A 24083-nucleotide genomic window follows, 5' to 3' on the forward strand; every position below is an offset into this window, starting at 1 on the left:
CTATCCTTTCAATAAATTAACTGTTTCAATTGAAATCATTAATTCTTCATTTGTTTCTATCTTAAATATGCTAGTTTTAGAATCTTCCATACTTAAATCTATATCTCCAGATTTCCTTACTTTATTTTTTTCATAATCAAGTTTTATATTCATAAATTCTAAATTTTCACATACTTTTTGTCTTGTTTCACTTGAATTTTCACCTATTCCACCTGTGAAAATAATTGCATCGACACCTTGTAATAAAATGTAATATGCACCAATAAATTTTTGTATACTATATGCCATCATATCAAAAGCAAGCTTGGCTCTCTCATCACCACTCAACATTGCTTCTGTCAATTCTCTATTATCTGAGCTCTTACCATATACTCCTAAAACCCCAGATCTCTTATTAAGTTTTTGACTCATTTCTTCAATAGATAAATGATATTCTTGCATTATATGTAATACAATTGAAGGGTCAATGTCACCACAACGTGTACCCATTACAAGTCCAGCAAGTGGTGTAAATCCCATAGAAGTATCTAAAACCTTACCATCTTTTATTGCTGTAATTGAAGCACCATTACCCAAATGACAACTAATAATTTTATATCCACCATAAGGTTTATTTATTCCTTTTTCTAATAATAATTTTTCTGCAACCTTACAAACATATTTATGACTTGTTCCATGGAACCCGTATTTTCTTATTTTTAATTTTTCATATTCTTCATAAGGAATTGCATACATGTATGCTTTTGCAGCCATGCTAGAATGAAATGCAGTATCAAATACTGCTACATTAGGAGTATTAGGCAATAATTCTCTCATTACTTTTATCCCCATAACATTTGCAGGATTGTGTAAAGGAGCTAAAGACGAAATTTTTTCTAACGAAATTATATTCTTATCATTGATTAATAATGGTTCTGTAAATTCTTCTCCACCATGTACTACCCTGTGTCCAATTGCTTGTATTTGACTTACATCTTCAAATACTCCAAATTCATTATCTACTAAAACATTTAAAACAAATTCTAAAGCTCTTTTATGATTTGGAAATGGTTCAGGAACTTTGTCAATTTTTTTATTTCTAACAAAATTTTTGATACTAAATCTTGAATTCTCAATTCCAATTCTTTCACATAATCCTTTAATCATTACTTCTTCACTGGCAGTATCAATTACAGAAAACTTTAAAGATGAACTACCACTATTTAACACTAATATTTTCATAACTTCACCTCTTATAAAATTTCTAAAATTACCTTCTCAATTCTCTTATTATTCACTTTTAATATTTTTATTTTAAATCCATCAAACATAATATCTTTTATTTTATTATCCATAGGTATAAATCCTAATTTTTCAATTAATATTCCATTTAATGAATCATAATGGTTAGATTCAATGTTAAAGTTAAAATAATCATTAAAATCATTTAAACTAATCGATGAACTAATCATATATTTATTTTGTCCTATTTTTTGAATATCCTCATGCTCTAAATCATATTCATCATTAATATTTCCTACGATTTCTTCAAGAAGATCTTCTAGTGTTACTATTCCTGATACCCCACCATACTCATCAATTAATATTGCAATATGTTTTTTCAAACTTTTCATTTCAATAAATAGAGATTGTATTTTTTTTGTTTCAGGTACAAAATATGCTTCTTGAAGTATGTCCTTTAATTCTATGTTTTCGAATCCAATTTCATATGCTTTCTTTAATAAACTTTTAGTATGTAGTATTCCTACAATATTGTCTAAATCTTCTTTATATACTGGAATTCTTGAAAACCTTATTATATCTTCATAAGAAAACATCTCTTGTATATTTGAATCTATATCAATTGCAAACATTGAAGTTCTTGGTATCATAACTTCTCTTGCAACTTTATCTTCAAAATCAATAATTTTTTCTATCATTGCTCTTTCTGTATCTTTTATATCACTGTCATTTACCATCATTTTTATTTCTTGTTTACTAACCATTTCTAAATTATTGTTTTCATTAATTTTGAAAATTCTTAAAAATATATTAGTTGAAAAAGATAATATTTTTATAAATGGAATAAATAACTTATATACAAACAATATTATACCTATATTAGTTAAAGCTATCTTTTCAGGGTTTAAAAGAGCTAGCCTTTTAGGTATTAATTCACCAAAAACTAATGATAGATATGAAAGTAACAATGTTACTAATACAACTGATACCTGTTGATAATATTGAAATGAAAATTTACTTAAAAATCCTGCTAAAAAATTTGATAAAGAAATCGCAGCTGATGCAGATGCTAAAAATCCTGCTAAAGTAATACCAATTTGTATTGTTGATAATAAATTTGCTGGTTCTTCCATTAATTTTTCTAATTTAATTGCTTTTTCATTTCCTTCATCTATTAATATTTTCAATTTATTCTTATTAATAGAGACTATTGCCATTTCACTTCCAGAAAAAAATGCATTTATTAATATTAAGACTATTATTAATAAAATCTGGGGTAATATGGACGATCCTGTATTCATGTGATTCACTCTCCTACTTTACTGACTGCATCGCTAGATAAGCTGCACCATAAATACCAGCATCATTACCAAGTTTTGCAATTTTTATTTCTACATTTTTTTCAATAGATGTTATTAAATATTCTGGTAAATATTTCTTAATTTTATCAGTCAAGAAATCACCTGCAAGAGCAACTCCACCACCAATAACTACAATATCAGAATCTAATATTGTTAATGCTGAACTGATACCCATAGCTAAATATTCTGCAGTTTCTTCAATAATTTCTAAAGATAACTTATCTCCTTGTTTTGCACAATCAAATACATCTTTTGCTTCAGGTAATCTATCTCTTGTGATATTATATAACATATTATTTTTATTTACTTCTAATCTATCTTTTGCAATTCTAGCTATACCAGTTGCAGAGGCATAAGCTTCAAAACATCCTCTTTTTCCACAACCACATAATCTTCCTTTTTTCTCTAATGGAATATGTCCTATTTCACCAGAAGCACCGTTTTTACCAGAGATAATTTCTCCATTAACAACAACTCCTCCACCTATTCCTGTACCTATAGCCATTCCAAGCACATTTTTATATCCTTTTGCTGCTCCAACCCATAACTCCCCAAGAGTAATAACATTAACATCATTGTCAATGAATACAGGTTTTAATAATTGATTTTCAAATTCTTTAGCTAAATTTAAATTTGCTGGCCAAGGAAAATTAGCCCACATTAATACAGTTGATTTATTTACAATTGGTCCAGGTACTCCTACACCTAATGCAACAAAATCATCATATTTAATACCATTTTTTTCTAATCCATATTTTAAATGGTCCGATAATTTTTTTACTGTTTCTTCGTAACCTAAATCTGATTCTGTCTTCACTATTGTCGAATATACAATAGTTCCGTTTTCATCTAAAATACCAATTTTAGAATTCGTTCCTCCTAAATCAATTCCTCCAAAATATTTCATTTTTACCTCCATTACTTAAATATCTAATACTATTGTTTTAACCTTTGTCATAGAAAGTATACTATATCTAATACCTTGTACACCTGCACCAGAATTTTTTATCCCTAAAAAAGGGAAATTATCTGGTCCACGTTGTGTTTTATTATTTATATGTACTGTACCTACTTCTAATTCGTTCGCGAATTTTAATGCCTTATCTATATTTTTAGTAAATATAGAACTCTGTAAACCATATTCAGATCTATTTGCAATTTCCAATGCTTCTTCTTCACTTTTAACTCTTATAATTGGTAAAACAGGACCAAAAGGTTCTTCCCAAGCTATATCCATTTCTACTGTTACATTATCTAAAAGAGCAGGATAAATTAAGTTTGATTCTCTTTTAATTGAAGTTAAAGGTTTAGCACCTTTCTCTATGGCATCATTTATTAATTTCTCAACAAAAATAGCGCTTTTTTCATCTATTAAAGGGGTAATTTCTACATCTTCAAAAGGATTCCCTACTTTTAGATTTAAAACTTTTTCTTTAATCTTTTCAACCAAAGTATCAGCAATTTCTTCCATTACAAGTACTCTTTTTATTGCTGTACATCTTTGACCTGAATATGAAAATGCTCCAGCTACAATATCTTTAGCAGCTTTATCTAAATCTGCATCTTCTAAAACTATAGCAGCATCTTTTCCACCAAGTTCTAATAAAATTGGTTTCATTTTTGCTTGTATACCTATTCTTTCTCCTATTGGTGTACTTCCTGTAAAATTAATAAAATCAATTTCTTTATGTGTATTTAAATAATCACCAATTTCTGATCCTTTACCTGTTACAACTTGTAATACATCTTCAGGTAACCCTGCATTTTCAAAACATTTTACAAGTTCTATCCCAGATAAAACACCCTGACTTGCAGGCTTAAATACAACTGTATTACCTGCAATTAATGCTGGAACTATTTTTGATGCAGCTAAATTTACTGGATAATTAAATGGAGATATTGCAAGTACAACACCCATTGGTTCTCTTCTAGCTATTGCTATTTTATTTTTAGAACCTTCATCATAATTTCCACCTTCAAATACTTCTCCAAAAATTCTCATCCCTTCTTCAGCCGAATATTTAATTAGACCAACTGTTCTTTCAACTTCTGTTAGAGCATCTTTATATGGTTTTGAAATCTCTTTTGCTAATAAAGTAGCTATTTTAACTTTTGCTTTTTCTAATTCATCAGCTGCTTTATGCATATATTCTGCTCTCTTTGCAGTTGATAATTCTTTCCAAGATTTAAATGATTTACGTGCTTTTAAATATATATCATTAACATCATCTTGACTCATTTTTTTTATACTTCCAAGTAGACTACCATCTACTGGAGATAATACATTAATTTCCATTTGTAATACCATCCATATATTCAATTATTTGTTTAATTATATCTTCTTTATTTAATTCGAATAATATATCATGTCTTGCTTTCTTTACTTTTAAAAATTTAATATTATTCTTTCCATTATTTATTTTTTGCATATATTTTTTTAATTTAGTTTCTGACACTAACGCATCTCTTGTACCAAAAACAACAAAAATATTTGCATTTTCATTTATTTTCTTTATATTCTTTTTGATATATGCTGTAAGTGATAAAACATTATTATATAGTCTTGCAGATCCTTGTTTTAAATATTTATCATCTGCTAAATATGCTGCAACAACATCTTTATCTCTATTTAACCATGCAGATTTACCTTCTTTTACAAAGGATCTATTTAAAGTTCTTAAAATAAACTTGTTAATAAAACTATTTTTCATACCAAATTTCATTTCAACATTTGTAATTATTTTACCCATAAAAATAGAAAATTTCTTTTCTATTGGCATTGAAATTAAAACAGAATTTTTTAGTTTTATATCTTCCTGAAGGTATAGGCTTAGTAAACCTCCAACTCCTTTACCAATTAAAAATATGTCTTCATTTCTAACATGATTTAATTTTTTCTTTATAAATAACTTTATATCATTTAAAATTCCAGTTATTCCCTTATCACCAAAATCAGCAACTTCACTCTCTCTTAAATCTCCATGACCTCTATATTCAAATAAATAAACATCATAACCTGCATCATTTAATTTTAATGCAAAATCATTATATCTGTCTGCATATTCATAAAGTCCATGTAGCATTATCACTTTTTTCTTATTACCATTTTCATATGAAAGATATGGAATTTGTGTGCCATCAAAACTTTCAAATAATTCTTTCTTCATTATCTCCATTTATTATTCTCCTTTAAACATATTTAAAGTCATCGCGTTTAATAGGACACATATAGAACTTATACTCATTGCAAATGCTGCAAACATTGGATTCAATGTTAATCCTAATTTAACAAATATTCCTGCAGCTAAAGCTATACCAATAAAATTATATATGAATGCCCAAAAAAGACTTAATTTAATATTTCTTATTACAGACTTACTTAAATTTATCGAATTAATAATATCTATAAGTCTTTGTTTCATTAATACTATATCAGATATTTCCATTGCTATATCTGTTGATCCACCAATGCTAATACCAATATCAGCTTTCGCTAAAGCTGGCGCATCATTTATCCCATCTCCAACCATTATAACCTTATTCTTTTCTTGTAACTTAACTAAAATATCATACTTTTCATTTGGTAGTAATTCAGCATGAATCTCATCTATTCCTAAAATTTTAGAAATATGTCTTGCGGTTTCTAAATTATCACCAGTTAACATAATTGGTTTAATGCCTAATTCCTTTAATTTTTGTATTGTTACAACTGCATCTTCTCTTATATCATCTGCAATTGTAATTATTGCATTTAATATCCCATTAATTCCCACTAGAATAACTGTTTTACCTGTTTTAGAATAATTTTCTATATCTTTTAAATAATTTGATAAATCTATGTTATTATCTAACATTAATTTTTCATTACCTATTATTATTTTTTCATTTTTAATTTTAGCTTGAATTCCTCTTCCTTCAATTTGATTAAATTCATCAATATCTATTAATTTTGAATTTAAAGCTTCACAATATTTTACAATTGATGACGCTAAATGGTGTTCTGATTTTTTTTCAATGCTAAATACATAATCTAAAAGCTTTTCATTATTTGTAATATTAAAATAATCTATTACTTCAGGTTTCCCTTTAGTTAAAGTACCAGTTTTATCAAATAGAATTACATTGGCATCTCTAATAATTTCTAATAATTCTGCTCTTTTAAATAATACACCTATTTGCGTTCCTTTTAAACTACCTATCATTATTGAAATTGGTGTTGCAATACCAAGTGCACAAGGACATGAAATTACTAGAACAGAAATCGCTCTATTTACTGCAATTGCAAAATTACCACCTATAAAATACCAAAAAATAAATGTACAAATAGATATTATAAATATTGTTGGTACTAAAATCCCACTAATTTTATCTGCAAGTTTTGCAATCGGTGCTTTACTTGAAGTTGCTTCCTCTACAAGATCAATAACCTTAGCTATTATTGTATCGTTACTTTCTTTTGTAACTTTTACTTTTAAATATCCTTTTTCTAATATACTTGCTGCAATTACATAATCATTAATATTCTTCTCAACAAGTCTGCTTTCTCCAGTTATAGAAGATTCATCCGTATATCCTTTTCCTTCTATTACAATACCATCACAGCTAACTACTTCACCTGATTTTATTAATACAATATCATCTATTTCTAAATCTTCTATATCAATTTTTATTTCTTTATCATCTTTTATTATTAATGCTTTTTTTGGTGTTAAATCCATCATTTTAGCAATACTTTCAGAAGCATTTTTCTTTATTTTAGATTCAATATATTTCCCTAAACTAACAAGCGTTAATATAACTACTATAGACTCAAAATATAATTCATTTTTACTTCCTATCATCATATTAAAAATACTATAAATATATGAAGCAATAGTACTTACTGCAATAAGAGTAGACATATTTGAACTTTTATTCTTTAATGCAAGAAATCCTGATTTGTAATAATTTCTATATATATACATTACAATACTTGTAATAATCAATTGTATTATTGAAGAATATTTTGGTTCCTTTAACCCTATCATATGACCCATAGAAACATACATTAACAAAATACTTAAAATTATCGAGACTAATAAATATCTTTTATCATTATTTTTATCTTCTATTTCTAAATTTTGATTTTTATTATTACTTTTTAATAATTCAATTCCAAAACCAATTTTTTTTACTTTATCAATAATATCATTAGTATTTATTTTATTTTCATCAAATATAACAGACATACGTGATGTAATTAAATTAATACTAACATTCTCAATTCCATCTATTTTTTCAAGATTTTTTGTGATATTTAACGAACAATTTGTACAATGCATACCTGTTATATTAAATTTTTCTCTTTTCATTTAATCTCCTTCTTCTAAACAATATATACTATATTATACCATAAAAAAAAAGAATAGTATATATTTCAATACATACCATTCCTGGAAAAAAAGATGTGAATAAAATTCACATCTTTCGTATTATTTTATCCTTTTACTAAAGTTATTAATTCATCTTTAGTTTTGAACCCTAAATCTGTAGCAACTTTTTCACCATTTTTAACAACGAATAACGTAGGAATACTTCTTACACCATATTCTCCTGCTAATTCTGGGAATTGATCTACATCTATTTTAACGATTGCAAAATCAGCTTCTTCACTTAATTCGTCTAAAACTGGTCCTAATCTTTTACAAGGTCCACACCAAGTTGCAAAGAAATCAACTAATACAACTGGTTCTTTTTCAAAAATTTCTTTTAATTGCTCTGCAGCACCTAAATGTAATACTTTACTCATTTTTCTTGCCTCCTATATATATAACTATTTTGCTCCTAATGCAGTCATTGTGAAATAGTTATATGGTTTATTGAAGTGTGGTAAGAAGAAGATATCTAACAATTTAAATTTATCTATTGTTACTTTTTCTTGAATTGCAAGTGAGAACACATGTAATCCAAGTGAGATATCTAATGTAGAAGCCATTTGTGCTCCTAAGATTCTTCTTGAATTTTTATCATATACTATTTTTAATGTAACTGCATCATTTTCAGTTTTCATAAATTCAGGTTTTTGATTATCAGTAAATGTTGTTGTTTCTACTTCAAATCCACGTCTCTTAGCATTTTCTTCAGATAATCCTGTTGAAAGCATATTTAATCCATAAATTGAAATTCCATTTGATCCTTGAACTCCAATACCTTCTAATTTAGTTCCGCATACATTATGAGCAGCAACTATTCCACTTCTTACAGCATTAGTTGCTAATGCAATATAATTTACATCATCAATAGAGTTATCATATATAGTAGCACAATCTCCTACTGCATATACATCTTCTTGTGATGTTTTTTGTGTTTTATCAACTAAGTAAGCTCCATTTCTGAATAACTCAACTTTTCCTTTTAATAAATCTGTATTAGGTCTAAATCCTGCACATAATATTACCATATCAGTTGCATATTCACCTTTATCTGTTACAATTCCAGAAACTTTTCCATCTCTACCTTTAATTTCTTTTAACCATTCACCAAATGATAATTCAATTCCATGGTTAGTTAAATTTTTATTCATTCTTGTTCTAAATTCTTTATCATAATAAGTTGATAAACAATCTTCAGAAGAATCTACTAATCTTACTTTTTTACCTTTTCTTTCAAATGCTTCTGCTAATTCTACTCCGATATATCCTGCACCTATTACAGTAACGTGTTTAATATCAGGATTTTTTAATTTTTCAATTACTTCAGCTGCATTTTGGAATAATTTAACATATTGTACATTTTCTAACTCTTTACCAGTTATTGGTAAATCAATTGGTAAAGACCCTGTAGAAAGTATAACTTTATCATATTTTTCTGCAAACTCTTTTCCACATTTACTTCTTGCATAAACTACTTTGTTTTCAAAATCTATATTATAAACTTCAGTTTCCATATAAACTTTTGCTCCGTTAGATTCTAATTTTTCTTTATTTGAATAGAATAATCCTTCTGAACCATCAATTTGATCTCCTATCCATAATGCCATACCACATCCTAAGAAACTTATATTGTTATTTTTATCAAATACTACTACTTCAGTACCTGGATAGTTTCCTAAAATTGTATTAATTGTTGCTGTCCCAGCATGGTTTGCACCTACAACTACTACTTTCATACATTCCTCCTATAAATTCAATTATATACCTTATTTTACACTATTCTAGTTAAAAATTCAAGAATATCATTACTATTTGCACTAGTTGGTGATATTTTATTTTTCCACATTTTACTATATTGTGTATTAAAGAACAAGCCAAGTGTATGTCTTAGAAAATGATGAGGTTTTTCATTATTTTCTTCCATCAATTTCACATAATGAAACACACTTTCAAGTATTTGTTTATACGTTTTTTCACTTTTATTATTTAGTAAATTAATTTCATTTGCCAACATAGGATTATCATAAAAAGCTCTTCCTATCATTACTGAATCAACAAAATTGTGATGTAATTTTATATTTTCAATAGTTTTTATCCCACCATTTATTTCTATATCTAAATTTGGTCTATCTTTTTTTAACCTATATACCATCTCATAGTCTAATGGGGGTATAGTTCTATTCTCTTTTGGACTTAATCCTTTAAGTATTGCAATTCTTGCATGAACAATATATTTTTCGACATTAGTTGTATCAATAAAATTTATTAATTCTTCATATGATATAATTTTTCTATCATTTTCTAATATACCTTTTCCATCTATACCTATTCTATTTTTTATAGTCACTTTTTTCCCGGAATATTCTTTTACTGCTGCTGCAATATCTCTTACAAGTTCAGGTTCACTCATTAAATATGCTCCCATATTATGTCCTGAAACCCTATCCGATGGACAACCAACATTTAAATTAACTGCATTGTAATCCGTAAATTTTATTATTTTTGCAGCTTCAATACTTTCTTTTAAATTTGAAGTAGCTATTTGTAATACTACTGGATTTTCAATTTTTGTTTTTCTTAAAATTTTATCTCTATCACCATTTAATATTGCTTGTGTAGTTATCATTTCTGTATATAGTTCTATATCTTCATTTATCATTCTTATAAAATTTCTAAAATGGATATCTGTCCTATCTACCATAGGAGCTAAAGCTACTTTATACATATTTACCTACTTTCTATTTATTAAAAATATACCTAAAGCCATTAAAGCAACACCTATCATTCTTTCTATTGAAAAACTTTTAACTGCATAACCAAATAACCCAAAATGATCAATTATCATAGCCATAATCAATTGTGAAAACATCAATAAAATTGTTGCTAGTCCTACACCTAATGCTGGTATTACAGTTATTACAGATAGTACATAAATTGCTCCTGTAATCGCACCTAAATATTTCCACCAAGCTGTAGATGTAAATTGTGTAATAGAAGGTGCTTTTTGACCTGTTAAAATAATAAATAATAAAATTAATACTGTCCCAATTGCAAAAGATGTAAAAGCTGACCAGTAATCACTTCCTAAAGACTTACCTAATTCAACATTTATTGGACCTTGTAATGTTACAACAAATCCAGCAAATATTGCTAATAATATGTATAATACTATATTTTTTTCCATTTATTTTTCTCCTTTAATTTTTAACCATACCTCTTCCATGTTTTTTTCAAATTTATTATTACCTGGAATATAGTAAACTTTCTTTTTATTCATATATTGTTGTTTTACATAATTATTTTCATAATCATGCGGGTACAAGTATTTATTTGCACCTACTTTCGTTAAATGTATTGGAACACTCTGTGCTCCATTTTCTTCTATATCAGCAATAGCATTATTTACTGCCGTATATGCACTATTGCTCTTTGGAGAAAGTGCTAAATATATTGCACACTCTGATAAAAGTATTCTTGCTTCAGGCATCCCAATTTCTTTTACACCATTCATACAAGAAGTTGCAACATTTATTGCTTGTATATTTGCTAGTCCAATATCTTCACTAGCTGAAATAACTAATCTACGCGCAACATACATAGGATCTTCTCCTCCAACTAAAAGTTTACTCATCCAATATACTGCAGCATCTGGATCAGAACCTCTAATTGATTTTATCATTGCTGAAATTGCATCATATCTATCAACAAATACCTTAATATTTAAAACTTCCATTACTTCTTCAACACTGCTATTTAATAAAGAAGCATTATTTAAAGTTTCTAAAAAATTTATTGCAGTTCTGGCATCTCCATCTGAAATCATAGAAATATATCTTAAAATTTCAGAATTATAAATTATCTCTTCTTCTTTACTTACTTTTTCTAATATTTTAAAAATATCCTCATCATTTATTTTTTTAAATTCAAATAATAAAACTCTAGATAATAATGCTCTATTAAGAGAATAATATGGATTTTCAGTTGTAGCACCAATTAAAATAATGTTCCCATTTTCTAAATCTTCTAATAGTGAATCTTGTTGTAATTTATTAAATCTATGTATTTCATCAAAAAACAATAGTGTCTTATTGACACTATTCTTTGCTTTTTCAGATATTTCTCTAATATCACTTTTAGATGCTTTAATCGCATTTAAATATTCATACTCATAACCAAGTTTACTTGCAATTATTTTAGCTAACGTTGTTTTTCCTGTACCACTTGGCCCATAGAAAATCGAGCTTATGATTTTATTATTCTCAAGCATTTTAAAAATAATTTTCACAACATTATCTTGTCCATAAAAATCTTTTAAATTTTTTGGTCTATATTTATATGCTAATGGTGTTTTATCATAATTAAATAAATTCATAAGCTCTCCTTTCTTTTTTATCTTCCGTAAATTTCAGTTAAATGTGCAATAGTTACTGCTAAATCATCATTTAGTTCCCAACCACTTAATCTCCATTGCCAGTTTCCACTTGCAAGCCCTGGAGTGTTAATACGTGCAAATTCTCCTAAGTTTAAGTAATCTTGCATTGGAATGATTGCTGTATCTGCTACTGATCTTAATGCTAGTCTTATCATAGAATAAACTATATATGAATCATCACTTACATTTAAATAATCTCTTACTTCGCCTTTTTCTTCATCTGAAAGTTTAAAGTACCATGAATTTGTTGTATCATTATCATGAGTTCCTGTATACACAACAGTATTTGTTTCATAATTATGAGGTAAGTATTCATTTTCAGGATCTTGATCAAATGCAAACTGTAAAATTTTCATACCAGGGAATCCAGCACTTTCTTTTAATTCTACAACTTCATCTGTTAATATTCCTAAATCTTCTGCAATAATGTTTATTTCACCTAAAGCATCTTTAATTGCTTTAAATAGGTCAATTCCTGGTCCTTTTTCCCATTTACCATTTATAGCTGTTGTTTCACCATAATTAATTGCCCAGTATGATTCAAAACCTCTAAAATGATCAATTCTAATAATATCATAAAGGGATAAGTTAGCTTTAACTCTATCTATCCACCATTTATATCCTGTTTCTTTTAACTTAGCCCAATCAAATAATGGATTTCCCCATAATTGTCCTGTAGCTGAGAAATAGTCAGGCGGAACTCCTGCTACTTTAACAGGGTTTCTATCTTTATCGAATAAGAATATTTCTGGATTTGACCATGCATCAGCAGAATCCATAGATACGAATATAGGTATATCTCCTATAATTTCTACACCTTTTTGATTTGCGTAAGCTTTTACACTATTCCATTGTTTAAAGAACATAAATTGTAAGAATTTTTGATAATTTATTTCATCAACTAACTTATTTTTATATTCATTCAATGCTTCTACTTCTCTATTTTTTAATTCAGATGGCCAGTTAGACCAAGCTTCACCATTAAAATGTGTTTTTAAAGCCGCAAATAAAGAATAATTATCTAACCAATAATCATTATCATTGTTAAATTGAACAAAATCATTATTTTCTACATTGAATCTTGAAAATGCATTTTTTAATAAAGGTAATTTATTTGTATAAATCATTCCATAATCTATGCTCTCTTTATTATCTCCAAAATTAACTTCAAGAACACTAGCATCTAAATATCCTTCATTTACTAATGTTTCTAAATCAATTAAATATGGGTTTCCCGCAAATGCTGAAAAACATTGGTAAGGTGAATCACCATAACCTGTAGGTCCTAATGGAAAGATTTGCCATAATTTTTGTTTTGATTTACTTAAGAAATCTATAAATCTATAAGCTTCATTTCCTAATGTACCTATACCTTCTTTACTAGGTAAAGATGTAGGATGAAGTAAAATTCCTGCTTTTCTCATAATATTTATCTCCTTATTATATTTTTTAGTTTTATTATATCATATTATTCATTGATATCAACTAAATTTTTAACTTTTTCAAATTCCTTTGATATCTTATCACTTGTAATACTTAAATCATTAAAATCTTTTTCTAATTTATTGAAATCTCTTAATAGATTTTGCCATCTATCATTATATCTAATAAACTCTTTAGAAAATCTATCAAGTTGTGATAATATTTCTTTAGCATTTTCATTTTTCTTGTATTCTATTGCAGAAAATTGCATTGTCGTAATATATATCATTAAATTAGTTTGTGATGCTATCCATACTTTCTTTGAATATGCATATTCAAGTATCTCTGGAAAGTTTGAATAAATTTCAAGATAAATTGATTCACTCGGTAAAAACATTATTGCTTGATTAATAGTTTCTCCAGGAATAATATATCTACTTGAAATGTCATCTATATGTTTTTTTAAATCTTTTATAAATTCTTTTCTATATTCTAAACTATTATTTTCTATATATAGAATATAGTTTTCTAATGGAAATTTTGAATCTATTGCTACCTTATTTAATTTAGTATTTAAAAATACTACAGCATCTGCCATTCTTCCATTTGAAAATTTATATTGTCTTTCATATAAGTTGTTATCTCCGTATACATATTCTAAAACTTGTTCTAGTCTTGCTTCACCAAAACTACCTCTAGATTTTTTGTCCGATAATATTTTTTGAAGAGATACAACTTCTGTTGAAAGCTTTTCAATATTTTTTTGCGCTTCATCAATTTTAACTAATCTTTGTATAACTGTATTTACAGCTTCATTAGATAATTTGAATCCATCTTTTAATTTATTTTCTACTTTATCTCCTAAGTTTAATACATCTTTAGTTATATTCTCTTTAATATTTAATTTAAAATCATTTATTTCACTAGTAATATTGGTTTTACCTTCAAAAATTAATTTTGAAATATCTTCTTTTGATTTTTCATTTTTCTCCATTAATTTTTCAAGTATCTCAAACTTCATATCTTTAAACTCATCTTTATCTTTATTTGACTTAAGAAGATAAATTAAATATATCAACTGAAACACCAAAATTACAAGCAAAAATAGTATAACGTATATCATCTCATCACCTATTTTTCACTTATCAATTTATTATTTTTATATTTTAGTTCATTAACAATTTCTTCAAATTCAATTTTTCTTTCATTTGGCATATTAATCAATAAATTATTTTCTTCATCATTTTCATTTTCTACTATACTATTAAACATTTCATAGCTTAATTTATTAGGATTTATATTAATTTGATAATACTCTAATTCCTTATTTTCATCTAGAATTTCATTTATTAATTCATAATCTTGTAATAAAGAAATAGATTTAATCAATACTTTTTCAGATATACCTGTATATGCTGTTAATTCTTTCATATTCATAGGTCTCTTTAATTCATTAAATCTTAAAGAAAGAATATGTAAAATATATGCTCCTACTTTTTTCTTCATAGATAGTGACATTTCGAATTTCTCTTCAACTAATTCATTTGAAGTTTGTATCGTATACGTAATTTGAGCACCAATTAATATTATGGTCCATGCATATTTCATCCATATTAAAAATATTGGAATAAAAGCTAATGACCCATAAATTAAGTTATATCTACTAATTGAAAATTGTAAATAAATATATATAAGATATAGAATATATAATCCTAAATCTGTAATTGCTGCTCCTATTATTGCAGGAACAACTCTAACTCTTTTATTAGGTATAACCATAAATAATCCAGTTATAAACAATATTCTAATAACCATATTAAATATTCTTAAAATATATTTTGTAAGTGTTGAAATATCAGTAAATGACTTAACAAATTCAACTAATATTGAACTACTTGCAAGAATTAATAATATAAATATTGGTGTAATAAATACTAAAGCAATATAACTTATAACTTTTGCAGTAAAAGTTCTCCCCTTTCTTACATCCCATATATTATTAAAAGTATTCTCAAGTAAATCAAACATACTAATAACTGAGAAAATTAATATTGCTATCCCTAAACCTGTTAATATACCACCTTTAGCATTATCAATTAATTTATTCGTTGTTTCCAAAACATAAGTTAACACTTTTTCATTTTGTGGTATAAGATTTTGTACTTGTATTACTAATTTTTCATCTAATCCAAAGCCTTTAGCTACCCCTAAAATTATTGCAAAAAAAGGAAATATTGTTAATATCATCATATATGTTAAATTTGAAGCAAGTAATGATAAATCTTTTGAAAAATATCTCTTAAGATATATCTTTACCATATTTATTATCTTTTCAACATTGTATTTTTTTAACATTACTTAACAAGCACCATTTTCTTATTATTAAATATTTCATTTAATAATTCATCATAATTCTCAATTTTTGCTTCTTCAATTAATATTTTCTCAAGTTTTGGACTAGTATTTGGATGTTTAGGCGCAAACATTGCACAAGAATCATCATGTGGTTCAATTGATTTTTCATAAGTACCAATTTCTTTTGCTTTTTCAATTATTTCAATTTTATCTATACTTATTAATGGTCTAAATACTACAGTATCAGTAACTGAAGCTGAAGTACAATTTAATCCTTCTAATGTCTGAGATGCAACTTGCCCTAAACTTTCACCAGTAACAAGAGCTCTCAGATTATTTTTCTTTGCCAACATTTCAGCAAGTCTCATCATTGCACGTCTAGTTAAAATTGTTGCATATTCTTTATTTGTCTTTTCATTAATTGCTTGTTGAATTGGTAATATATTCATTGAATAGAATTTTGATTTACCATTATATTCACTTAAAATCTTTACTAATTCTTCAATTTTTATTAGTGCTTTTTCAGAAGTAAATGGGAATGAATGAAAAGTAACAAATTCTAATTTCAATCCTCTCTTAGCCATTAAAAATGAAGCAACTGGTGAATCTATCCCACCAGAAATTAATGATAATCCATTACCCGCAGATCCTAGAGGTAGTCCACCATAAGTATTTATTTTTTCTGTATAAATATATGTATTTTCTCTAATATCAAGTGAAATTAATACATCAGGATTTTTCATAGAAACTTTTATAAATTCAGTATTAATTAATATATGTGCTCCTAATTCTTTTGCAAAATCCATAGAATTTTTTTCGAATTTCTTATTACCTCTATTAACTTCAACCTTAAAAGTTCTAGCCCCATCATTATATAATTCAGAAGCAATTTCTAATATCTTTTCTTTTATGTCTTTTTCATCTGTATTTACTCTTATAGAAAAATTCATATTATTTATTCCAAAAACCTTTTTTAATTCTGAAATTAATTCTTTTTTATTTTCATCATTAGTATAAACATAAAGTTTAGATAAATCATTCACTAATTTTGCATCAAAAGCAACTAATTTATTATTTATTCTTTGTTTTATATTACCTTCAAAAATCCCTCTATTCTTACCTTTTAATGCTAATTCTCCATAACCAAGTCCTATAGCATTTACTTTCTCTAATTTGATATTCATTACTCCCCCTTTCTAATATCTTTAGGTTTAATCCATTCTGATTGTTTACCTTGAGTATAATTTGAAATAAATTCTTCTTTAAACTCTTTAAATCTTCCATCAAGTATTGCTTGTCTTGCTTCTTTCATTAAGTTTACTAAAAACCAAATGTTTTGATATGTTGCAAGCCTCTGACCTAATATTTCATTTGTTTTAAATAAATGTCTGATATATGCTCTAGTATAATTTCTATTAACATAATTATCAGAAACATCTAAAGGTCTATCATCATATTCATATTCTTTATTCTTTATTACAAGTCTTCCATATTTAGTAAATACAGTTCCATGTCTTCCTATTCTAGATGGATGAACACAATCCATCATATCAATTCCATTTTCCACTGCTTCTAACATATCTAATGGCTCTCCTACCCCCATTAAATATCTAGGTTTACCTTCAGGTAATAAAGGAGTAGTATGAGCTAATATTCTATACATGTCTTCACGTGGTTCTCCTACTGCTAAACCTCCAATAGCATATCCTGAAAAGCTTTCATCCATAGCTATTAATTCATTAAAAGATTTTTCTCTTAAATCTTCATAAATTCCACCTTGTACTATAGCAAATAGTCCTTGTTTTTCAGGATTTTTATTTGCCTCAATACATCTTTTAGCCCATCTTGTAGTTCTTTCAATTGATGGAATTAAATATTCTCTCGTAGATAATCCTGGTGGGCATTCATCAAGTACCATCATTATATCTGAACCTAAATTATTTTGTATTTCAATCGATTTTTCTGGTGAAATAAAATGTTTTGACCCATCATGATGAGATCTAAAATGAGCTCCCTCTTCTTTTATTTTTCTCAAATCTCCTAATGAAAAGATTTGAAAGCCACCACTATCAGTAAGTATTGGTCTTTTCCAATTCATAAAATTATGTAAGTGACCAAATTTTGCAATTAATTCATCTCCAGGTCTTAAATATAAATGATATGTATTACCAAGTATTATTTCTGAACCTATTTCTTCTAATTCTTCTGGTGTCATTGTTTTTACTGTAGCTTGTGTTCCTACGGGCATAAATACAGGTGTATGTATTATTCCATGTGGAGTTTCAATTACTCCGGCTCTTGCTCTTCCATCTTTTTTCTCTAATTTATATTTAATTGGTTTTTCCATTATATACCATCCTATTTTCTCATTATTTCTAGAATTTCTCTCATATTTAATAAATTCTTACTTAATTTTTCATAATCTTCTTTTCTCTTAACCAATACCCCTAATTGTATTAATGCAAGACTTTCTCCATTTTCTTTAACAACTTTAGTATTAACTCCTGTTAAATCTATTTTATATTCATTTAGAAGTCTCATAATATCTAACATTAATCCTGCTCTACCAACTGTTTTAATAGTGAAATACATTTGATATTTTGCTGTAGATTTTTCAAGTAAATTTTCATCCCAATATACTTCAATTTCTCTTTCTGGTTCATTTTCTAGTAATTTTAACATATTAGGACAATCTGTCCTATGTATTACTATACCTCTACCTCTAGTTACAAATCCTCTAATTTCATCTCCTGGAAGTGGAGCGCAGCATTTTGCAAAATTAAACAATGTATTATCTGAACCACTAACTTTAATACCTTGATTGTTTTCTCTAATTTTTTGAGTTGTTTTTGCTGTTTCTTCTTCTATAGCTTGTTCAATATTTACTTCTTCTTTTTTTTCAAATTTAGCTATAAAATGTTCCATAGTTAATTCATTATTTGCAAATTTATAATAAAGTTGTTCAATAGAGGTAATATTAAATTTTTTCATATATAATAATACTCTATCATCATCTTCATAATCTTTGAATTTTAAACCTATCTTATTAAATTCTTCATTTAATAAAACTTCACCCTCTTTTGACTTTATTTCAAATTCCATATCTTTAAACCATTTTCTGATTTTAGATTTAGAACTTGGGTTATTTACCATATTAATCCAGTCATTTCCAGGACCTTTTGCTGTTTTAGAAGTTAATATTTCTATTTTATCTCCATTTTCAACTACATAATCTAAAGTAACTATTCTATCATTTACTTTAGCACCTATTGTTCTATATCCTATTTGAGTATGTACTTGAAATGCAAAGTCAAGTACAGTAGAACCCGCTTGTAATTCAACAACATCTCCTTTAGGTGTAAACACAAATATCGTTTTCTTTAATATTTGTTCTGTTACCTCTTTAGCAAATGTTTCTTCTTGTTCATTATTATTTGTACCCTCAATACTTGATTCTATAATCTTCTTAACCGCAGCATAATATTTTTCATTTTTATCTTTTGATTTTTTTTCTTTATACATCCAGTGTGCAGCTACCCCTTCTTCTGCTATTTGATGCATTTCTTCTGTTCTAATTTGAATTTCAATTATTTGATTATCTATTCCTCTAACTGTAGTATGTATTGATTGATATCCATTTGCTTTTGGTACAGCAATATAATCTTTAAATCTTCCTGCAACAGGGGTAAATATTGAATGTATTAATCCAAGAACTGCATAACAATCTACCTCTTTTTTCGTTAAAACTCTTATTGCAGTTAAATCCATTAAATCTTTAAATTGTTTATTCTTTTCATACATTTTTTTATAAATACTGTATAAATGTTTAGTTCTTCCATTTACATGTGCATCTATACCTGATTTTTCAAGTTCTTTTTCAATTATTTCAATAATCTTATTAATGTATCTTTGTCTTTCTTCTTTTTTGGCATTAACAAGACCTTTTATTTCTTGATATCCTTTTGGATTTAAATAATAAAATGAGATATCTTCTAATTCTGACTTAATTTTCCCCATCCCTATTCTATGAGCTATTGGGGCAAAAATATCCATAGTTTCTTTTGATTTTTCAATTTGTTTTTCAGGGCTTTGATATTTTAAGGTTCTCATATTATGTAATCTATCTGCAAGTTTAATAATTACAACTCTTACATCTTCTGACATTGCAACAACCATTTTACGGATATTTTCTATTTGTTTTCCTTCTTTTTTAGGTAAATTTCTTAATTTTGTAACACCATCAATTAACGTTGATACATCTTTCCCAAAACTATATTCTATATCTGATAATGTAATTAAAGTATCTTCAACTACATCATGTAAAATTCCTGCAACTATAGTATCAGTATCCATTCTTAGAGCAAGTAAAATTTCTGCTACTTCAAGTGGATGAACAATATATTCTTCACCACTTTTTCTTCTTTGATCTCTATGAGATTCTTCCGCTAATACATATGCTTCCTCTATTTTTTCAATATCAAGTTCTTTATGATTCTCAACAATATCCTTTTTAATTCTTTCAAAAACTTCTCTACCTGTAATATGTGCCATAAATATCTCCCTTAAGTCAGTATTCTAACACTAAATTTTACCATTTTTTTTTGATTTATGCAAATTTATTATCCAAAAAAAAATACTGAAAATTCAGTATTTTTATATATTATTTTCTCTAATTAAATTTAAAGTAACTTTATCAATTTTATTATTAACTCTTAAGGCTAATTTATCAAACAACTCTTTACTAATTACATATCTTTTGTTTCTAATTTGAACTCTAAATGTATTATCTTTATTAAGCTTAATTTGTTTTATTCTATAAACTTTACCCAAATTATTTTCATAGATATCTACAATTTTTCTAACAAAAACATCTAAATCGTATCTTTTTGATATTTCTAATGATTTATCTCTCATATCTTTTCTTTGTTGTTCATTTAATGAATAAAAAGTATCGATTTTCTTATTTAACTCTTCTTCATTTTCAAAGAAATATCCATTTTCACCTTCGTATAATAAATCTTTTAAAACAACCTTATCACTACAGAATAATACCTTACCTGTTGACATTGCTTCAATGAATGTTAAACCTTGTGTTTCAGTCGTACTTGCAGATATGAATGCATCTGCTACATTATAGTAGTCTGCAACTTCACTATATTCTTTTTTCCCACAAAATATTATGTTTTGATAATTATATTTTTCTTGAAAATGTTTAAGTTCCGGACCTTCTCCAACAACTAATAATGTTAAATCTTTTCTTACTTTTATAGTTTCAAGTATTATTTCTATATTTTTTTCTTTAGCCACTCTTCCTAAATAAATCATTACTTTTTTATCTTTTAGATTATATTCATCTTTAATTCTTTGTATATTTTCATAATTTGGATTTCTAAATCTTTCAAGATCAATTCCAGATGGTAATACTCTTACATCATTATTCTTAACAGAATACTTCATTAACACATCATAAGTTTTTTTTGAAGGAACTATTACAGTATTTGATGGATAACAATATATCTTAGAAATCATTTCTACAAATCTTACTGATGGTTTATCTAATATAGAAATATTCATAAAATTAATATAGTGTGTATAGTCCTCAAGCATAGTATGGTAAGTATATACTAAAGGTATTCCTAACACTTTTGCAATCATCCTTCCTAAAATCGCTACACCAAATTCTGTATGTATATGGATTACATCTAATTTTAATTTTCTAATTTCATTAAATCCTCTAAAATGAAAAGGACCTGTAAATGAATAATTATAGAAATCCTTCAATAAAAATGATGGTAATCTATATACATTTCCATCTTTTTCAAGCTTAAAGCTATCATTACAGGTAATTACATAAACTTCATGACCAAGATTTTCCAAACCTTTTCTTAATGTATCAACACACACAGCCACACCATTTGCATGAGGTAAATATGTGTCTGAAAATAACCCTATCTTCATTATTTCTCCTTTTTTTTCAACTCTGCTAATCTATATTTTAAAAAATCTTCAAATGATAATGCTTCACATCCACATACCAATTCATCATCTTTTTCAAACTCTTTTTTTAATTTTTCATACAATTCTTTATTAATTTCCATTATTATTTCCATTCTTTTTATCTTTTACATGTTGTTCTATTATTTTATCTAATTCTTTATCTGTTTCACTTTTATCTTCTACTTTTTCTTCAACTTTTTTTTCAGTATTTTCTTCAGAATTTTCTTCTTTTTTATCTTCTACTTTATTTTCAGTATTATCTTCTATTTTTTCTTCTTTAACATTTTCTTTTGGCTCTTCTTTTTTTTCTTCTTTATTTCCAGTTTCATAAAATCCATTTTTTCTAATATTATATTCTTGAACTAATAAATCTGTATTATTATATGCATTTTTTCTTATATATTTAATTCTAGAATATGTAAAAAATAGTCCTAAAAAGAATATTATCCAAAATATAGCTCTCAAAATATTTTTAAATCTTCTCATATATCCACCTATATTAATTTAGTAAGTATTTTTTTTGAATTTTCTGCAGCAATATTTACAAATTCGAAAAACTCCATTCCAGATTCATCTGTGACAGTATCAGAAATAGATCTAATAATTAAAAAATCTACTCCTAAAAGATATGCTGAATGTGCCACAGATGCAGATTCCATATCTACACACATTGCATCAAATTCTTTTCCGATTGTTATTTTTTCTTTTGCATTTGAAATAAATTTATCACCTGAAATTATTCCACCAAAATATACATTTTCACCTTTTAGTTTTTCCATACTTTCATCAAGTATTTTCCCAGGTCTAAATAATGACGTTTCCATTCTTGGAATTACACCTTTTTCATGTCCAAATTCTGTTACATCAAATAAATATTCTTGTAATTTAGTTGAAATTACAATATCCCCTATTTTTAATTTTTCTGAAGTAGATCCTGCTACTCCTGAAAAATATATTTTTTCAACATTAAATTCTTTAACTAATAATGTTGTAATAATAGCTGCATTAACCATTCCAATTCCACATTCAACTAAAACTACCTCTTTATTATTTAATAATCCTAAATAAAATGTATTACCATTTACAACTTTTTCTGTAATATTCTTCATTTCATTTTTTATTACAGTTATCTCTTCGTGCATAGCACCTATTATTCCTATCATATTTACTCCTATTAATTGTAATACATATATTTTAACATTTTTGAATATAAAACACAAATTTTTTAGTTTTCTAAAAATTCAAGAGCTTCTTTATATTTTTTAATTTTTTTATATCAATTATAGCAACACTATTTAGTCTTTTTAAATTTGAATTGTGTTTTAAGTCTTCTATTTTACTTTTTTGCAATATTATTATTTTTAACTCTTTCTAAGTATTCCATATACTTTTCCCCTTTAACTTTTGTTATCACTTTAACTGCTTCAATAACATCTTTATCAAAATATACATTTAAATCTTCTAATGTATAATCACTATCTTCTATTACATCATGTAATAAAGCAACTATTTTCTCTTTATAACCATTTACTTTCAAAGAAAGATATATAGGATGATATATATACCTTTTACCACCTTTATCTTTTTGAAAAAAAGGTGATTCGGGATTTTAAAAAATCCTTGAATCACCTCTTTCTTTTCTATATAATTTAATCACCAAACAAAACTAACAGAAAGGAGTGATAAACATGACATCTAAAATCAAATTCATCTAGATGTCATATCTGTAACTTTCAACATAAAATGAAACTTACTTGTAAATCTAGATTATGTAATTCTTGTGGATATAATTACTCTATTAAATGGACTAACTCCATCACTAATCAATTAATTAATATTCCTCATAGACATGTTCTTTTTACTATTCCTCAACAATTTAGAAAA

Annotated in this window: 22 protein-coding genes and 1 pseudogene; 1 reads left to right on the forward strand and 22 read right to left on the reverse strand. The window is 26.4% G+C overall.

What is annotated here, in order from left to right; genetic code table 11:
* The 22 genes from GM111_RS04655 to GM111_RS08225 form a co-directional block, all read right to left on the reverse strand.
* Positions 1-1221 carry an acetate/propionate family kinase gene (locus GM111_RS04655; protein WP_156299708.1) on the reverse strand — a complete coding sequence of 407 codons (1221 nt, stop codon included), beginning with the start codon at positions 1219-1221 and terminating at the stop codon, positions 1-3.
* Between the two features lie 11 nt (positions 1222-1232).
* Positions 1233-2522 (reverse strand): hemolysin family protein, encoded by a 1290-nt coding sequence (locus GM111_RS04660; protein WP_156299709.1) that lies wholly within the window; start codon positions 2520-2522, stop codon positions 1233-1235.
* Positions 2523-2535: 13 nt separating this feature from the next.
* Positions 2536-3489 (reverse strand): ROK family protein, encoded by a 954-nt coding sequence (locus GM111_RS04665; protein WP_156299710.1) that lies wholly within the window; start codon positions 3487-3489, stop codon positions 2536-2538.
* 15 nt (positions 3490-3504) lie between these two features.
* Entirely contained in the window at positions 3505-4890 is a 1386-nt protein-coding gene (locus GM111_RS04670; protein WP_231479770.1) for an NADP-dependent glyceraldehyde-3-phosphate dehydrogenase, read from the reverse strand.
* Positions 4868-5758 carry an alpha/beta fold hydrolase gene (locus GM111_RS04675; protein WP_156299712.1) on the reverse strand — a complete coding sequence of 297 codons (891 nt, stop codon included), beginning with the start codon at positions 5756-5758 and terminating at the stop codon, positions 4868-4870. The genes GM111_RS04670 and GM111_RS04675 overlap by 23 nt, the downstream gene beginning before the upstream one ends.
* 3 nt (positions 5759-5761) lie before the next feature.
* Positions 5762-7933, reverse strand: a complete 2172-nt coding sequence (locus GM111_RS04680; RefSeq protein ID WP_156299713.1) for a heavy metal translocating P-type ATPase — start codon at positions 7931-7933, stop codon at positions 5762-5764.
* A 125-nt stretch (positions 7934-8058) separates the two neighbouring features.
* On the reverse strand, positions 8059-8370 hold the full coding sequence (gene trxA / locus GM111_RS04685; RefSeq protein WP_156299714.1) for a thioredoxin: 312 nt from the start codon (positions 8368-8370) through the stop codon (positions 8059-8061).
* Positions 8371-8394: 24 nt separating this feature from the next.
* The gene (nox, locus tag GM111_RS04690; protein ID WP_156299715.1) at positions 8395-9729 is read right to left on the reverse strand and encodes a H2O-forming NADH oxidase; all 1335 of its coding nucleotides are present in this window, start codon (positions 9727-9729) and stop codon (positions 8395-8397) included.
* Positions 9730-9764: 35 nt separating this feature from the next.
* A complete protein-coding gene (dusA, locus tag GM111_RS04695; RefSeq protein ID WP_156299716.1) occupies positions 9765-10718 on the reverse strand; it encodes a tRNA dihydrouridine(20/20a) synthase DusA in 954 nt (317 codons plus the stop codon).
* 6 nt (positions 10719-10724) lie between these two features.
* On the reverse strand, positions 10725-11177 hold the full coding sequence (locus GM111_RS04700; RefSeq protein ID WP_156299717.1) for a DMT family transporter: 453 nt from the start codon (positions 11175-11177) through the stop codon (positions 10725-10727).
* Entirely contained in the window at positions 11178-12365 is a 1188-nt protein-coding gene (locus tag GM111_RS04705; RefSeq protein ID WP_156299718.1) for a replication-associated recombination protein A, read from the reverse strand. It abuts the gene before it with no gap.
* Between the two features lie 17 nt (positions 12366-12382).
* Positions 12383-13858, reverse strand: a complete 1476-nt coding sequence (gene malQ / locus GM111_RS04710; RefSeq protein ID WP_269320143.1) for a 4-alpha-glucanotransferase — start codon at positions 13856-13858, stop codon at positions 12383-12385.
* 35 nt (positions 13859-13893) lie between these two features.
* The gene (locus GM111_RS04715) at positions 13894-14925 is read right to left on the reverse strand and encodes a DNA recombination protein RmuC (protein WP_197034488.1); all 1032 of its coding nucleotides are present in this window, start codon (positions 14923-14925) and stop codon (positions 13894-13896) included.
* Between the two features lie 53 nt (positions 14926-14978).
* Positions 14979-16202, reverse strand: a complete 1224-nt coding sequence (locus GM111_RS04720) for a YihY/virulence factor BrkB family protein (RefSeq protein ID WP_156299721.1) — start codon at positions 16200-16202, stop codon at positions 14979-14981.
* Positions 16202-17386, reverse strand: a complete 1185-nt coding sequence (gene thiI, locus GM111_RS04725) for a tRNA uracil 4-sulfurtransferase ThiI (RefSeq protein WP_156299722.1) — start codon at positions 17384-17386, stop codon at positions 16202-16204. The genes GM111_RS04720 and thiI overlap by 1 nt, the downstream gene beginning before the upstream one ends.
* A complete protein-coding gene (tgt, locus tag GM111_RS04730) occupies positions 17386-18549 on the reverse strand; it encodes a tRNA guanosine(34) transglycosylase Tgt (RefSeq protein WP_156299723.1) in 1164 nt (387 codons plus the stop codon). Before tgt ends, thiI begins: the two co-directional genes overlap by 1 nt.
* A gap of 11 nt (positions 18550-18560) precedes the next feature.
* Entirely contained in the window at positions 18561-20753 is a 2193-nt protein-coding gene (locus GM111_RS04735) for a RelA/SpoT family protein (protein ID WP_156299724.1), read from the reverse strand.
* A 102-nt stretch (positions 20754-20855) separates the two neighbouring features.
* On the reverse strand, positions 20856-22160 hold the full coding sequence (locus GM111_RS04740; RefSeq protein WP_156299725.1) for a glycosyltransferase: 1305 nt from the start codon (positions 22158-22160) through the stop codon (positions 20856-20858).
* The gene (locus GM111_RS04745) at positions 22160-22312 is read right to left on the reverse strand and encodes a hypothetical protein (protein ID WP_156299726.1); all 153 of its coding nucleotides are present in this window, start codon (positions 22310-22312) and stop codon (positions 22160-22162) included. The genes GM111_RS04740 and GM111_RS04745 overlap by 1 nt, the downstream gene beginning before the upstream one ends.
* On the reverse strand, positions 22290-22685 hold the full coding sequence (locus GM111_RS04750) for a hypothetical protein (protein WP_156299727.1): 396 nt from the start codon (positions 22683-22685) through the stop codon (positions 22290-22292). The genes GM111_RS04745 and GM111_RS04750 overlap by 23 nt, the downstream gene beginning before the upstream one ends.
* Before the next feature lie 8 nt (positions 22686-22693).
* On the reverse strand, positions 22694-23362 hold the full coding sequence (locus GM111_RS04755) for a 5'-methylthioadenosine/adenosylhomocysteine nucleosidase (RefSeq protein WP_156299728.1): 669 nt from the start codon (positions 23360-23362) through the stop codon (positions 22694-22696).
* A gap of 173 nt (positions 23363-23535) precedes the next feature.
* The gene (locus GM111_RS08225; protein ID WP_197034489.1) at positions 23536-23736 is read right to left on the reverse strand and encodes a hypothetical protein; all 201 of its coding nucleotides are present in this window, start codon (positions 23734-23736) and stop codon (positions 23536-23538) included.
* Between the two features lie 176 nt (positions 23737-23912).
* On the opposite strand from GM111_RS08225, the pseudogene GM111_RS04765 reads away from it, so the two are divergent.
* Positions 23913-24083 (forward strand): annotated as a pseudogene (locus GM111_RS04765) (transposase zinc-binding domain-containing protein); the annotation flags it as partial.

The sequence above is a fragment of the Streptobacillus canis genome, assembly GCF_009733925.1.
Lineage (GTDB): Bacteria > Fusobacteriota > Fusobacteriia > Fusobacteriales > Leptotrichiaceae > Streptobacillus > Streptobacillus canis.